We start from the raw sequence: 12,722 nt of genomic DNA, 5'->3' as shown, positions 1-12,722 counted from the left end.
CAATGGCAACGTTCGACTGGCATGCGGAGCGCAGCGACCTCTCCGGCATCGTGCTCCTCGACCGGGCGCCCGAAAGCGACGGCATCGACCTGAAGGCGGTGCGCCTCTACCGCCGGGAGCGGGTGCGCGCGCAGATGGCACTCTACGGCATCGACGCCGTCCTGCTCTCCGATCCGGTCAACATCCGCTATGCCACCGGCACCCGCAACATGCAGGTCTTCAGCCAGCGCAACGGCCCGGCGCGCTATCTCCTGCTTACAGCAGACCGCTCGATCCTGTTCGAATTCACCGGCTGCGAGCACCTGGCGCAAGGATTCGAGACGGTGGACGAGGTGCGCCCGGCGTTGACCGCCAGTTTCGTCGCCGCCGGTCCGCACATTGTCGGTCGCGAACGCCGCTGGGCGAGGGAAATGGCGGCCCTCGTCACGGAACTGTGCGGCCCCGGAGCGTCGCTCGGCATGGAGCGCATGAATGCCGGCGCCGCCATCGCCCTGGCCGGTGAGGGACTTCGCATCGTCGACGCGCAGCAGCCCGTCGAGATGGCCCGGGCCATCAAGTCGGCCGAGGAGATGAAATGCATCAACGCCTCGCTGCGCGCCACCGAGATCGCCGTGGCGAAGCTGCGTGACGCCATCCGCCCCGGCCTGACGGAAACGGAATTGTGGGCCGTGCTGCACAAGTCGGTGATCGAGCAGAACGGGGATTATTGCGAGACCCGCCTGCTCAATGCCGGCCAGCGCACGAATCCCTGGTTCCAGGAGACCGCCCATCACGTCATCGGAGCCAACGAACTGATCGCGCTGGATACGGATGTCGTCGGATGCCACGGATACTACTCGGATTTCTCGCGCACCTTCCATGCCGGCCCGGACAGGCCATCGCCCGCCCAGTGCGAGCTTTACAAGACCGCCTTCGAGCAGGTGCACCACAACATGGACATCCTCAAGCCGGGCATGAGCTTTCGCGACTATGCCGACCGCGCCTGGGACATACCGGAGAAATACCACGCCAACCGCTACTACCTGTCGGCCCATGGCTGCGGGATGACGGGAGAATATCCCTATCTCTACCACCGCGCCGACTTCCCCGATGCCGGTTATGACGGCATCATCGAGCCGGGCATGACGCTGTGCGTGGAAAGCTATATCGGCGAGGACGGCGGGCGCGAAGGCGTGAAGCTGGAACAGCAGGTCCTCGTCACCGAGACCGGCATCGAACTGCTGTCGCGCTTTCCGTTCGAGGAAAGCCTGCTGGCCGGCTGAGCAGCAGGCTGGCCAACGTCTCCGCTGTTTTTCTTTCCCGCCGGCGAGCGTGCGTGTCGCCGGCAGGCGCCAGCGCGTCTATAAGGAGGCGACGGGATTCGCCGCGGCGCGAACCCGGGCGACAGGTGAAAGAGGGGAGGCCGGCCGTGGCCACGCATGAAGTGCTGAACCAGTCCCCGCCCCATGCGGGCGGCAATGCCTGGCGGTCCGATCCGCTCCTTGTCCAGATCACCGAACATTTCCCGGCAGAGGTGCGCAACGACCTCGACCAGCTTGGCCGTTTCGTGCTGACCGCCGAGGCGCAGGACACCGCAAGGCTCGCCAATGAATACACGCCGGTCCTGAAAACCCATGACCGGCAGGGCCGCCGCGTCGACATGGTGGACTATCACCCGGCCTATCACGCGCTGATGCGCCGTTCCGCGGCGGCCGGCCTGCATTCCTCGATCTGGGAGAACACCCCCTCGGAAAAGGGCATCCGCCACCAGGCCCGCGCGGCGCGTTTCTTCCTCGTGGGCCAGCTTGAATCGGGCCATCTTTGCCCGCTCACCATGACCAGCGCATCGCTTGCGCCGTTGATGGCCAGCCCGCACCTGTTCCGTGAATGGGCGCCGCGCGTCACGTCGCGCAAGTATGACAGCGCCAGCAAGCCGCCGGCCGCCAAGGCGGGCCTGACGCTCGGCATGGGCATGACCGAGAAGCAGGGCGGAACCGATGTGCGCGCCAACACCAGCCGCGCCGAACCGGCCGGCAAGGATCTCTACCGCATCACCGGCCACAAGTGGTTCATGTCCGCGCCGATGTCGGACGCCTTCCTTCTGCTGGCCCAGGCGCCCGAGGGGCTGACCTGTTTCCTTGTTCCGCGCATCCTGGCCGACGGCACGCCGAACGGCCTGCGCTTCCAGCGCCTGAAGCACAAGCTCGGCAACCGCTCCAACGCTTCCTCGGAGGTGGAATTCCATGACGTGATCGCCCAGGCGGTGGGCGAGCCCGGCGACGGCGTGCGCACCATCATGGACATGGTCACGCTGACACGGCTCGACTGCGCGCTGGGATCGGCCGGCCTGATGCGCGCCAGCCTTGCCGAGGCCGTCCACCATGCCCGCCATCGCAAGGTCTTTGGCCGCCTGCTGGCCGACCAGCCGCTCATGATCCGTGTCCTGGCCGATCTGGCGCTCGACGTGGCGGCGGCGACCGCGCTGTCGATGCGGCTCGCCCGCGCCTTCGACACCGCCGCCCAGGATGACGGCGAGGCCGCCTTTGCCCGCGCCATGACGCCGGTCGTGAAGTATTGGGTCTGCAAGATCGCTCCGCCGCTCATTTACGAGGCGATGGAATGCCTCGGCGGCAATGGCTATGTCGAGGACGGCAATCTCGCCCGCCACTACCGCGAAGCCCCGGTCAACGCCATCTGGGAAGGTTCGGGCAATGTCATGGCGCTCGATGTCCTGCGCGTGCTGAAGCGCGGCCCGGCGCTGTTCGAGCGCGTGGTCGCCGGCATGGAGGCCGATCTCGGTGCAGCCGGCAAGGGCACCATCGACGTCCTGCGGGCCGCCATGCAGGTGGCGGTCAATGACGAGGGCTCCGCGCGCATCCTCACCGAACAGCTTGCCCTTGCCGCCGCCGCCGCCGAATTGCGGCGCATTGGCGCTGGCCGCGTTGCCGATGCCTTCATCGAGACCAGGCTCGCCGGGCAATGGCGCGCCACCTACGGAATGCTAGACGCCCGCCACGACGCAGCCGTCATCATCGATTCGCTCTACCCGGATGCCGGCTGATCAGCTTGCCACAAGCGCTGCCAGCGCCAGCACGGCCGGTATGGAAAAGAAGGAAACGGCCGTCTGCATCGTCACGGTCGCGGCATAGAGCGGCGCGTCGCCACCCATCTGCCTTGCCAGCAGGTAGCCGTTCATCGCCGTGGGCACCGCGCCGCACAGGGCCAGCCAGAGAATGGCCTCTCCGGTCACCCCGAAGGCGAGGCCCAGCCCCACGAGGATGGCCGGATAGACCGCAAGCTTGATGACGACGGGAAGCCAGAGCGAGGGGCGGGCGCTGAACATGTCGCCCGGCCTCAGGCCGGCACCGATGGCGATCAGGCCCATGCCGAGCGCCGCGCGGGCGACCAGGCTCAACGTGACATCCAGCGGCCCGTACAGTCCGCCGGGGATGTAACGCGCCAGAAGCCCGGCGGTTGTCGCGAGAATGAGCGGGTTGAGCGCCATGCGCCGGATGATCGTGCCCCAGTCGGCTTGCGCGTCGGCAAAGCGCGTCACCACGAAAACCGAAGCGATGTTGATGGGAATGACGACGGCGGCCATGGCGAGCGCGACCACGGCCACGCCTTCCGGCGGAAACAGCTTTTCGGCGATGGCCAGCGCCATGAACCCGTTCCAGCGCACCGCTGTCTGGAAAACGGTCGAATATTGGCTGCGGGGGATCCGGCCCGTTGCGCGCAGGGCCGGCCAGAGAGCCAGCACTGCCACGATGGCCAGAACGATGGCCGCCAACAGTGCGAGCAGCAGCGGTCCCAGTTCCAGACGGGAGAAGTCGGCCCTGAGGATCGAGGCGAACAGCAGGGCGGGGTAGAGGAACCAGAAGCCGAGTTGCTCCAGGCCGTTCCAGGCTGCCCGGTCGATGAGAGGCGATCGCCGCAGCAGGTTGCCGGCAACGATCAGCAGGAAGATGGGAAGGATGCTTTCGAAGGTCGCGATCATTCAAGTGCTTATGCAGGCGTTTTGCGGTCGCGGCAATTGGCGTTTTCCACCGGTGGGACCGCGTCGTTAACCTTAACGAATGGTTTCCATTGCCCGGTCCACGGTCGCGGGCCAGTTTGTGGGGGAGACCACAGGGAATCGCCATGCCGCGCCTCATAGCCTTCGCGATCTGTTTCTTCTGGATGGCAGCCCACCTGCTGGCGTCGCTGGCCGCTCTTGGCCTTGCGCCAGCGGGTTATCTTGCCATGTCCCCGATGGGACAGACGGGGGCACTGGCCGGCCTGGCGCTTGCCGCAGCCCACGGGACCGTGGCCGCCGGCTTCCTTTGGGCCTTCGGCGCCGTGATACTGGACGAAGGTGCCGTACCCGATGAAATCGGCTTTGCCGTGAATGCCGCGTTCGGTGGCGCCATCCTCCTTGCCGCGGCAAGCCTGCTGCTCATGCCGGTCACGGCCGATGGCGGCAGCGCCCACGTCCTGTTCGTGCAACTGGCGGCCCTCGGCGCGACCTATGCCGCCGTGCATGCGGAGACGGCCTCCGGCAAGCCGGTTCGCGGCATCGAGCCAGCGGACGTTGCCCAGCGCATGGCCTTGGGCGCGGCACACACTTCAATGCTTGAGGCCCTGTCCGGGCGCGGCGGAACGGGGGAGGAGAGGCTCTGATGCGCTATCTCTTGATTTTCTGGGCTTTGCCCATCGGCTTTCTCGCTGCCTGGTACGGTTTGTCCTACCACGACATCAATTTTGGCACGGTGTTCTTCTCGCGCGCCCTGCATGACGCCGTCTTCCAGGTCTATGGCGACTTGATCGGCGTGGCGCCCGAGACAATTCCCTGGCTGGTGCTCGACGCGATCATCTTCGACACCTTCCTGATCATGGGCCTGTTTGCCTTCCGCCGCCGCAAGCAGATCCGCGCATGGTGGGTGTCGCGCCGGCAACGGCAGGCCGACGAAAACGCCATGCCGGACCTGCCGGCGCCGGCGAATGCCGCACGCGCACCGGAAGGGTTCTACACGCCCGCCGAATGATCGCCGGACAGGGCGTGCAACCGGTCGAGCGCGCCTTGCAGGATGAAGGCGGCTGCGGCCGAATCGATGCGTGTCTCGCGCTTGCGGCGCGAAACGTCCATTTCCAGCAGCGCCCGTTCGGCCGCGACGGTTGACAGCCGCTCGTCCCAGTAGACAAAGGGCATGTCGGTCAGCGTCTCCATGTTGCGCACGAAGGCGCGCGTTGCCTGCACGCGCGGCCCCTGGCTGCCGTCCATGTTCATCGGCAGCCCGATGACGAAGGCCGCCACGCCGTCCTTTCTCGCCTCCGCCAGCAGTTTCTGCGCGTCGACCGTGAATTTCTTCCGCTCGATGACGGGGCGGGGATTGGCGAAGGCGAGCGAGCGGTCCGACACGGCAAGGCCGATTGTCTTCGTGCCGAGGTCGAGCCCGGCAACGGTGGCGCCCGGCGGCAGGAAAACGGCCAGTTCCTCGATGGACAGGACGGTCATCCTTCATTCTCCGCATTGATTTGACATCTGGCGGTTCTATTCTCCATCGCAGTCAAAAGCGAGGAGAGAACCGATGAAGCTGACCTGGTACGGCCATGCCACTTTCCGTGTCGAGATGGGCGATGCGAAAATCCTGATCGACCCCTTCCTGTCGGGAAACCCGTCATGGGGAAAGGGCTGGGAAGGACCGGCCGAAGGCGTGACGCATGTCCTGGTGACCCATGGCCATGACGATCACCTGCTCGATGCGGTGGATATCTGCAAGGCCACCGGCGCCCAGCTTGTCGCCAATTTCGAGATTGCCATGTTCCTGGCGGCCAAGGGCGTGCCCGAGGACAGGCTGAACCCCGGCAACCAGGGCGGCACCGTCGATTGCGGCGGCTTTACCACGACCTTCGTCCACGCCCAGCATTCCTCCTCCTCCCAGACCGGCGGTGGCGGCAATGTCTATCTCGGCAACCCGCTCGGCCTTGTCCTCCATGCGCCGGGCGAAAAGACGCTCTACCACATGGGCGATACCGACATCTTCTCCGACATGGCCTTGATCAACGAATTGCACCAGCCGGACATCGGCCTCGTCCCGGTCGGCGACCGCTTCACCATGGGCGGCGCCGTGGCCGCGCTCGCCTGCCAGCGCTTCTTCCGTTTCTCCACAGTCATTCCCTGCCACTACGGCACCTTCCCGATCATCGAGCCCGACGCCTCCAAGTTCGTCGCCGGCATGGATGGATCGGGGGTGGATGTGCTGGTCCCGGCGATCGGCGAGACGATCGAACTCTGACAGGGCCGTCGCGCCGCGCCTGACCGGTCATTGACCGTTGCGCCCGGCACGCCGGGGCTTTATAGCCGCATGGGAAACGTCCGGGCGCATGTGTTGCCCGGGCAGCGTCAAGACTGTCACTCACGCGCCGGAGCTTTCGCATGTCCGTCGATCTCGACACCGTCAAGCGCGTCGCGCGCCTGGCCCGTATCGCCGTCACCGGGGAGGAAGCCTCGGCCATGACCGGCAAGCTCAATTCCATTCTCGGCTTCGTCGAGCAACTCGACGACGTGGACGTTTCCGGCGTCGAGCCGATGACCTCGGTCATTCCGATGGAGATGAAGAAGCGCACCGACGCGGTGACCGATGGCGCGAAGGCCGCGGATATCGTCGCGAACGCTCCGGCCTCCGAGGAGAATTTCTTCCTCGTGCCGAAAGTCGTCGAATAACAAGCTGCCCAGCGGAAATTGCCGATCATGACCGAACTGACCGCCCTGACCATTGCCGAAGCCCGCGCACAGCTCAAGGCCAAGGCCTTTAGCGCGGTGGAACTGACCGAGGCCTATCTCGCCGCCATCGACCAGGCCAATCCGGTCATCAATGCCTATGTCGCCGTGACCCATGACAAGGCGCGCGAAATGGCCGCCGCGTCGGATGCGCGCATCGCGAAGGGCGAGGCCGGCGCGCTGGAAGGCATTCCGCTCGGCATCAAGGACCTCTACGCAACGGAGGGAGTCCACACGCAGGCTTGCAGCCATATCCTCGACGGCTTCCGGCCGCGTTACGAATCCACCGTCACGGCGAACCTGTGGGCCGACGGCGCCGTCATGCTCGGCAAGCTGAACATGGACGAGTTCGCGATGGGGTCGTCCAACGAGACCAGCTTCTACGGCCCGGTGAAGAACCCCTGGCGCGCCGAAGGCTCCAATGCCGACCTGGTGCCCGGCGGCTCGTCGGGCGGATCCGCGGCCGCCGTGGCCGCCTGGCTCTGCGCCGGGGCGACCGCGTCGGATACCGGCGGATCGATCCGCCAGCCCGCCGCCTTCACCGCTACCGTCGGCATCAAGCCCACCTATGGCCGCTGTTCGCGCTGGGGCATGGTCGCCTTCGCCTCGTCGCTCGACCAGGCAGGCCCCATCGCCCGCGATGTGCGCGATGCGGCCATCCTGCTGAAATCCATGGCGTCGGTAGATGATAAGGACACGACATCGGTCGACCTGCCGGTGCCGGACTACGAGGCGGCGTTGGGCCGCTCGGTCAAGGGCATGAAGATCGGCATTCCGGCCGAATACCGCGTCGAGGGCATGCCGCAGGAGATCGAGAATCTCTGGCAACAGGGCATGGACTGGTTGCGCGACGCCGGTGCCGAAATCGTCGAAATCTCGCTGCCGCATACGAAATACGCGCTGCCGGCCTATTACATCGTGGCCCCGGCGGAAGCGTCCTCCAACCTGGCGCGCTACGATGGCGTCCGCTACGGCCTGCGCGAGCAGGGCAAGGACATCGTCGACATGTATGAAAGGACCCGCGCCGCCGGTTTCGGCGACGAGGTCAAGCGCCGCATCATGATCGGCACCTATGTGCTCTCCGCCGGTTACTACGACGCCTATTACCTGAGGGCTCAGAAGGTGCGCACGCTGATCAAGCGGGATTTCGAGACCGTCTTCGCCGCCGGCGTGGATGCGATCCTCACGCCCGCCACCCCGTCCGCCGCCTTCGGCATCGCCGACCAGGAACTGGCCTCGGACCCGGTCAAGATGTATCTGAACGACATCTTCACCGTCACGGTCAACATGGCCGGCCTGCCGGGCATCGCCGTTCCCGCCGGCCTTGACGCCAGGGGACTGCCGCTCGGCCTGCAACTGATCGGCAAGCCGTTCGACGAGGAGACGCTCTTCGCAACCGCCCATGTGATCGAGCAGGCAGCCGGCCGTTTCTCCCCGGCGAAATGGTGGTGACGGCGCGTGTCCGGCAATGAACTTCGCCGGGCTCTCGGCCTGCTTGAAAAGGCGGGTTGCAAGGTGGGGCCGGACTGGGATGCCGCCCACGACATCGCCCAGGCGCACGAGGGCGATCCCCTGTTCGACTGGCTGCACGCGCTTGTTCATCGCATCGAGGGCGACGCATGGAATGCCGGTTACTGGTACCGGCGTGCCGGGAGGGCGCCGTTCGAGGGCGGCTTTTCGGATGAGGCGCGCGCGATCGCGAACGCTCCCATGACCGGCGGCGGCGCTTGACCCCGAAAAGGGGCCGATGGTTCGGCTGCCCCCAGGCGATATCCGCTTGCTGCCGGACCCCGTACGGGGGGAAGTCCGGCCGACGTCCTAGCAGAAAGCCGGCGTGTGGTTGCGGATGCGCGCCCGGATGCAGAAGAAGGTCTTTTCGACCCTGCGTCCTGCAAGCCCCATGGAACCGAAGATCGCCAGTGCGATCACGCCGGCGATCAGCCCGTACTCGATGGCTGTGGCGCCTTTGTCGTCTTCACAAAAGGCCCGTTTTCCAAAAAGGAATTCCCGCCGGTTGAGTTTCATTATTTCCCCCTTGGCCTTCGCGAATCTGTTCCACAGATTGTAGATGCCATGGGTAACACAACTATTAATAGAAATTGGAAAAGCAATTAAATCGAAAGTTGCTGTTTTTCTGAGGTCCGGGCAGGCGGAAACCAGCGCCATGTCACTCCGATGACCATAGTCGCTCCGGCAAACCGCGCGAACCCGTGACCGTCAGCAGGCTGTCTGCTCCCAACCCATGATCCCCTGGCGCAGGCACTGGAACTTGCGGACGATCCGGCGCCCGGTGATATCAAGCGTGCCCGCGAGAACCAGCGCCACCAGACCGGCGATAAGCCCGTACTCGATGGCTGTTGCGCCTTGCTCGTCTTCCTTGAACTTCCGTCGTCCGAACAGAAATTCACGTCTGTTAAGTTGGTCTGGCATGGCAGTCTCTCATTCTTTGCTTGCGCGGCGTGTAACCCCGGATCTTCAGTGATCGAGCGGTTGGAAACTTCTGGCCCCGGCTAGCATTGTACGCCGGGGTCAAAGCCCTGTATGGCGGCTCGGATGCAATGGAACTTGCGTTGTGTCCAAAGCCCTGTCGTCTGTAGTGAGCCAACAATCACAAGCGCGATGGCGCTGGCGATGAGGCCGTATTCGATTGCAGTTGCTCCGCTCTCGTCATCCGCGAACCTGCGTCGTCCGAACAGCAATTCGCGCCGGGTGAGTTGCTTTGACATGTAACGCTCCCAGTTTGTTTGGGAGGGTTGTACAGGTCGCGGGTTATGAAACTATTAATTGTATTAAGCTAAATTAGCAACTTATAATATGCAGACGGACAATGGGCTAACCCGCCTTCTTCCTGACGCCTGCCAGCATCTCCCGCTTCCGGCCGAAGCCGTCGATGGTCTGCACCTTGAAGCCTGCGGCCTGAAGGTTGCGGCGGACATGGCCGGCGGCGGTATAGGTGGCGAAACTGCCACCGGGCACGGTCTTGTCGTGCACGGTCTGCATGAGTTCGGCATTCCACATTTCCGGGTTCCTGGCCGGGGAAAACCCGTCGAGATACCAGGCATTTGCGCGGCCCGGCCATTGCGGCACGGTCTCGCGGGCATCCCCGATCACGATCATCAGTTGCGTCTGGCGGTCCAGCCGGATCGGCCGTTCCTCGCCATGCGGCGGCCATTCCGATGGCAGCACCGACAGCAGGCGTTCGGCAAGTTCGCCCAGATGCGGCCACCGCCGCAGGGCCTGCTCCATCTGTTCCAGCGACAGCGGATAGGCCTCGAAGGAGGTGAACGACAATTGCGCGGCAAAGGGACGCGTGGCCCGCCAGGCCGCCCAGGTCTCAAGGAAGTTCAGGCCGGTGCCGAATCCGAGTTCGGCGATGGAGAAATAGGCCGCGCCGGCCCAGGCATCAGGCAGGCCGTTGCCCTTCAGGAACACGTGCCGCGTCTCCCCCGCGCCATCGGTCCGTGAGCAGAACGGATCGTCGAAAAGGGCCGAGACCGGCTGTCCGTCCTCGTCCCAGGTCAATGGATGGATCTGCTTGCCCCTGTTCCCCCCGGGCGCTTGCGCCAATTGCAATCCCTCGCCGTTTGCGTCCATACAGACCGACCATGCCGCATTCCCGCACAAAAATCGATATCCCCTGCCATGTTCCGCTCGTGATTGTCGGCGCGGGCGTTGTCGGGCTGTGGTGTGCGGTAAAAGCGGTGCGCCTTGGCCTTGCGCCGCTGGTCCTGGATGCGGGCGCCGCCGGCGGTGGCGCATCGAATGGCCACCTTGGCGCCTTGATGCCGCACCAGCCTGTCAACTGGTCGGTCAAGAAGCAGGCCCAGCTTGAAGGCCTGCTGGCCCTCGAAACCGAAGTGACCGATCTGGAAAGCCGGACGGGCCTGTCCTGCGGCTACCGGCGTTGCGGACGCATCGTGCCGCTGACGACGGCGGCCCAGCGCGAGCGGCATGTGCAATGGGCGCAAGCGGCGAGGCTGCATTGGCCCGGCGTTTCGCCGGGCGGCCAGGCACTGGCGTGGCGCCTGTGCGAAACCAACCCCGCACCGGGCTGGATCGCCGAAGAGGCTTCGCCATTCGGCTTTGCGATGGAGACGCTGAGCGCCCGCCTGGCGCCGCGCCGCCTCATCGCAGCCCTGAAGGCGGCGCTGGCAGGCCGGGCGCTTCTCGCAGGGAACCTTGGCGCCAAGAGCATTGAGCCGGACGGGACCGTCCACCTGGACGACGGGCGTGTCATGCGCGGTGAAAGGGTCATCCTGTCCGCCGGCTGGCGATCTTCCGCGCTACTCGCCGGGGGCACATCAATGCCCCCGGTGACCGGGGTCAAGGGGCAGTCGGCGCTCCTGCAACCGGAACAGCCGCTCGATCCCGCCTTGCCGCTGCTCTTCGACGACGGCGTCTATGCCATTGTGCATGAGGACGGTCTCGTCGCCGTGGGGTCCACCTCGGAGAAGCAATGGAGCGATCCCGAGTCCACCGATGACCGCCTCGATGCGGTGATCGCCAGGGCGAGGGCGCTGTCGCCGGCGCTGCGCACGGCGCGGGTTGTCGACCGCTGGGCAGGCATCCGCCCGCGCGGGCCGTCGGCGGCCCCGGTGACGGGCCGCCTAGGCGAAAGCAGGATCGTGGCGGCGACGGCCGGTTTCAAGATCACCTTCGCCATCGCCCATGACATGGCCGACGCCGCACTTGCCGAGGCGCTGGCCATGCCGTGATGAGCGGGCGTTCCTACCAGGTCCCGGTATTCGCCATGCTCTTCCAGGGTTCCTTCGGTTCCAGCGGGCCGTTGTCCTGGATCAGTTCGATGGAAATGCCGTCGGGCGACTTGATGAAGGCCATGTAGCCGTCGCGCGGCGGACGGTTGATCGTCACGCCCTTGTCCATGAGCCTCTGGCATGTGGCGTAGATGTCATCGACGGAATAGGCGAGATGGCCGAAATTGCGTCCGCCCGTATAGGTCTCTGTCGATCCGTCTTCCGCCGGCCAGTTGTAGGTCAGTTCGATTTCCGGCGAGCGCGTTTCGAGCGCCCGGGCCTCGTCCTTGGGCGCGGCGAGGAAGATCAGCGTGAAGCGGCCGCCATCGTTGTCGACCCGCCGGGTTTCCACGAGGCCAAGCTTGTTGCAGAAGAAATCGAGCGATTCCTCGACATTCGTGACGCGGATCATCGTGTGGCGGAAGCGCATGGCAGGGTCTCCTCGTCTCTTGAGCGGCCGGGAAGGGCGGCCTGAAATCCGGACAGACCATATGGCGCGGCGATGACTTGGCTCAAGTCCTTGCGGACCCTACCCTGCGTAATCCCCGTTTATTCGTCGCGGGGGTATTGCCTTGTCTCCGAGAGCCGATGTTATGATTCAATATAGAATCAGTGTGTATTTTAGTTGAAAGGTGCGGCCGGATGGGGGACAGAACCTCCGAGACTGACCGGAGTAGGGATTTTGAAGCGGGCTCCGCCGGCGACACGGGGCTGGAAGAGATCGCCGGCACGATCAAATGGTTCGATGTGGCCAAGGGCTACGGTTTCATCGTGCCGGACAGGACCATCCTTGGCGATGTCCTTCTGCACGTCACCTGCCTGCGCCGCGACGGACACCAGACCGCGCTCGAAGGTGCGCGGGTGACTGTCCTGGTCAAGCCCGGGGAGCGCGGGTTGCAGGCCTTCAAGGTCCTGTCCATGGACAATTCCACTGCGGTACACCCGCTGGAATCGCCGGCGCCGCGCACGCACGTGTCTGTCACGCCGGAAAGCGGCCTGGAGCGGGCGCTGGTCAAATGGTTCAACCGGACGAAAGGCTTCGGCTTTCTCACCCGCGGTGAGGGGACCGAGGACATCTTCGTCCACATGGAAACCTTGCGCCGCTTCGGCATTGCCGAACTGCGTCCAGGCCAGGTCGTTCTCGTCCGTTTCGGACGTGGCGAGAAGGGCCTGATGGCCGCCGAGATCCACCCCGATCTCGGAACGCCGATCGTGCCGAATTGACGCCG

At 65.1% G+C, this 12,722-nt stretch carries 17 protein-coding genes; 10 read left to right on the top strand and 7 right to left on the bottom strand.

What is annotated here, in order from left to right; translation table 11 throughout:
* Positions 1–2: 2 nt before the first annotated feature.
* Positions 3–1,262 carry a M24 family metallopeptidase gene (locus tag ACLB6G_RS06480; protein ID WP_410355331.1) on the top strand — a complete coding sequence of 420 codons (1,260 nt, stop codon included), beginning with the start codon at positions 3–5 and terminating at the stop codon, positions 1,260–1,262.
* A 146-nt stretch (positions 1,263–1,408) separates the two neighbouring features.
* Positions 1,409–3,040 (top strand): acyl-CoA dehydrogenase family protein, encoded by a 1,632-nt coding sequence (locus ACLB6G_RS06475; RefSeq protein ID WP_410355330.1) that lies wholly within the window; start codon positions 1,409–1,411, stop codon positions 3,038–3,040.
* Here ACLB6G_RS06475 and ACLB6G_RS06470 read toward each other — a convergent pair whose 3' ends face one another.
* The gene (locus tag ACLB6G_RS06470; RefSeq protein WP_410355329.1) at positions 3,041–3,976 is read right to left on the bottom strand and encodes an AEC family transporter; all 936 of its coding nucleotides are present in this window, start codon (positions 3,974–3,976) and stop codon (positions 3,041–3,043) included.
* Between the two features lie 143 nt (positions 3,977–4,119).
* On the opposite strand from ACLB6G_RS06470, the gene ACLB6G_RS06465 reads away from it, so the two are divergent.
* Positions 4,120–4,638 carry a hypothetical protein gene (locus ACLB6G_RS06465; RefSeq protein ID WP_410355328.1) on the top strand — a complete coding sequence of 173 codons (519 nt, stop codon included), beginning with the start codon at positions 4,120–4,122 and terminating at the stop codon, positions 4,636–4,638.
* Positions 4,638–5,003: a DUF6105 family protein gene (locus ACLB6G_RS06460; protein WP_410355327.1), complete on the top strand. Its 366-nt coding sequence runs from the start codon at positions 4,638–4,640 to the stop codon at positions 5,001–5,003. The genes ACLB6G_RS06465 and ACLB6G_RS06460 overlap by 1 nt, the downstream gene beginning before the upstream one ends.
* On the opposite strand, the gene ruvX is transcribed toward ACLB6G_RS06460, so the two are convergent.
* A complete protein-coding gene (gene ruvX / locus ACLB6G_RS06455) occupies positions 4,985–5,473 on the bottom strand; it encodes a Holliday junction resolvase RuvX (protein WP_410355326.1) in 489 nt (162 codons plus the stop codon). The two genes, ACLB6G_RS06460 and ruvX, sit on opposite strands and share 19 nt — an antisense overlap.
* Before the next feature lie 73 nt (positions 5,474–5,546).
* Between ruvX and ACLB6G_RS06450 the strand changes: the two genes are divergently transcribed.
* The 4 genes from ACLB6G_RS06450 to ACLB6G_RS06435 all read left to right on the top strand — a co-directional run bounded on the left by ACLB6G_RS06450 (position 5,547) and on the right by ACLB6G_RS06435 (position 8,470).
* Complete coding sequence (locus tag ACLB6G_RS06450) at positions 5,547–6,254, top strand: metal-dependent hydrolase (protein ID WP_410355325.1); 708 nt, start codon at positions 5,547–5,549, stop codon at positions 6,252–6,254.
* A 140-nt stretch (positions 6,255–6,394) separates the two neighbouring features.
* Complete coding sequence (gatC, locus tag ACLB6G_RS06445) at positions 6,395–6,682, top strand: Asp-tRNA(Asn)/Glu-tRNA(Gln) amidotransferase subunit GatC (RefSeq protein ID WP_410355324.1); 288 nt, start codon at positions 6,395–6,397, stop codon at positions 6,680–6,682.
* 27 nt (positions 6,683–6,709) lie between these two features.
* A complete protein-coding gene (gene gatA, locus ACLB6G_RS06440) occupies positions 6,710–8,191 on the top strand; it encodes an Asp-tRNA(Asn)/Glu-tRNA(Gln) amidotransferase subunit GatA (protein WP_410355323.1) in 1,482 nt (493 codons plus the stop codon).
* A 6-nt stretch (positions 8,192–8,197) separates the two neighbouring features.
* Positions 8,198–8,470 (top strand): hypothetical protein, encoded by a 273-nt coding sequence (locus tag ACLB6G_RS06435; RefSeq protein WP_410355322.1) that lies wholly within the window; start codon positions 8,198–8,200, stop codon positions 8,468–8,470.
* Between the two features lie 87 nt (positions 8,471–8,557).
* Here the strand turns inward: ACLB6G_RS06435 and ACLB6G_RS06430 are convergent, their stop codons facing one another.
* From ACLB6G_RS06430 to mnmD, 4 genes are all read right to left on the bottom strand, one after another.
* Positions 8,558–8,905: a Flp family type IVb pilin gene (locus ACLB6G_RS06430; RefSeq protein WP_410355321.1), complete on the bottom strand. Its 348-nt coding sequence runs from the start codon at positions 8,903–8,905 to the stop codon at positions 8,558–8,560.
* Between the two features lie 51 nt (positions 8,906–8,956).
* Positions 8,957–9,169 (bottom strand): Flp family type IVb pilin, encoded by a 213-nt coding sequence (locus ACLB6G_RS06425; protein ID WP_410355320.1) that lies wholly within the window; start codon positions 9,167–9,169, stop codon positions 8,957–8,959.
* 80 nt (positions 9,170–9,249) lie between these two features.
* Positions 9,250–9,465 carry a Flp family type IVb pilin gene (locus ACLB6G_RS06420; RefSeq protein WP_410355319.1) on the bottom strand — a complete coding sequence of 72 codons (216 nt, stop codon included), beginning with the start codon at positions 9,463–9,465 and terminating at the stop codon, positions 9,250–9,252.
* Between the two features lie 106 nt (positions 9,466–9,571).
* Positions 9,572–10,261: a tRNA (5-methylaminomethyl-2-thiouridine)(34)-methyltransferase MnmD gene (gene mnmD / locus ACLB6G_RS06415; protein WP_410355318.1), complete on the bottom strand. Its 690-nt coding sequence runs from the start codon at positions 10,259–10,261 to the stop codon at positions 9,572–9,574.
* An 83-nt stretch (positions 10,262–10,344) separates the two neighbouring features.
* Between mnmD and ACLB6G_RS06410 the strand changes: the two genes are divergently transcribed.
* A complete protein-coding gene (locus ACLB6G_RS06410) occupies positions 10,345–11,454 on the top strand; it encodes an NAD(P)/FAD-dependent oxidoreductase (RefSeq protein ID WP_410355317.1) in 1,110 nt (369 codons plus the stop codon).
* A gap of 13 nt (positions 11,455–11,467) precedes the next feature.
* On the opposite strand, the gene ACLB6G_RS06405 is transcribed toward ACLB6G_RS06410, so the two are convergent.
* A complete protein-coding gene (locus tag ACLB6G_RS06405) occupies positions 11,468–11,923 on the bottom strand; it encodes a VOC family protein (RefSeq protein ID WP_410355316.1) in 456 nt (151 codons plus the stop codon).
* Between the two features lie 212 nt (positions 11,924–12,135).
* Here ACLB6G_RS06405 and ACLB6G_RS06400 point away from each other — a divergent pair, with 212 nt between their 5' ends.
* Positions 12,136–12,717, top strand: a complete 582-nt coding sequence (locus ACLB6G_RS06400; RefSeq protein ID WP_410355315.1) for a cold-shock protein — start codon at positions 12,136–12,138, stop codon at positions 12,715–12,717.
* The last annotated feature ends 5 nt before the right edge of the window (positions 12,718–12,722 follow it).

Source organism: Zhengella sedimenti (genome assembly GCF_046506625.1).
In the GTDB taxonomy this organism is placed as follows: domain Bacteria; phylum Pseudomonadota; class Alphaproteobacteria; order Rhizobiales; family Rhizobiaceae; genus Zhengella; species Zhengella sedimenti.
The sequence above is the reverse complement of the archived record's forward strand: the minus strand, read 5'-3'. Positions and strand labels throughout refer to the sequence as shown.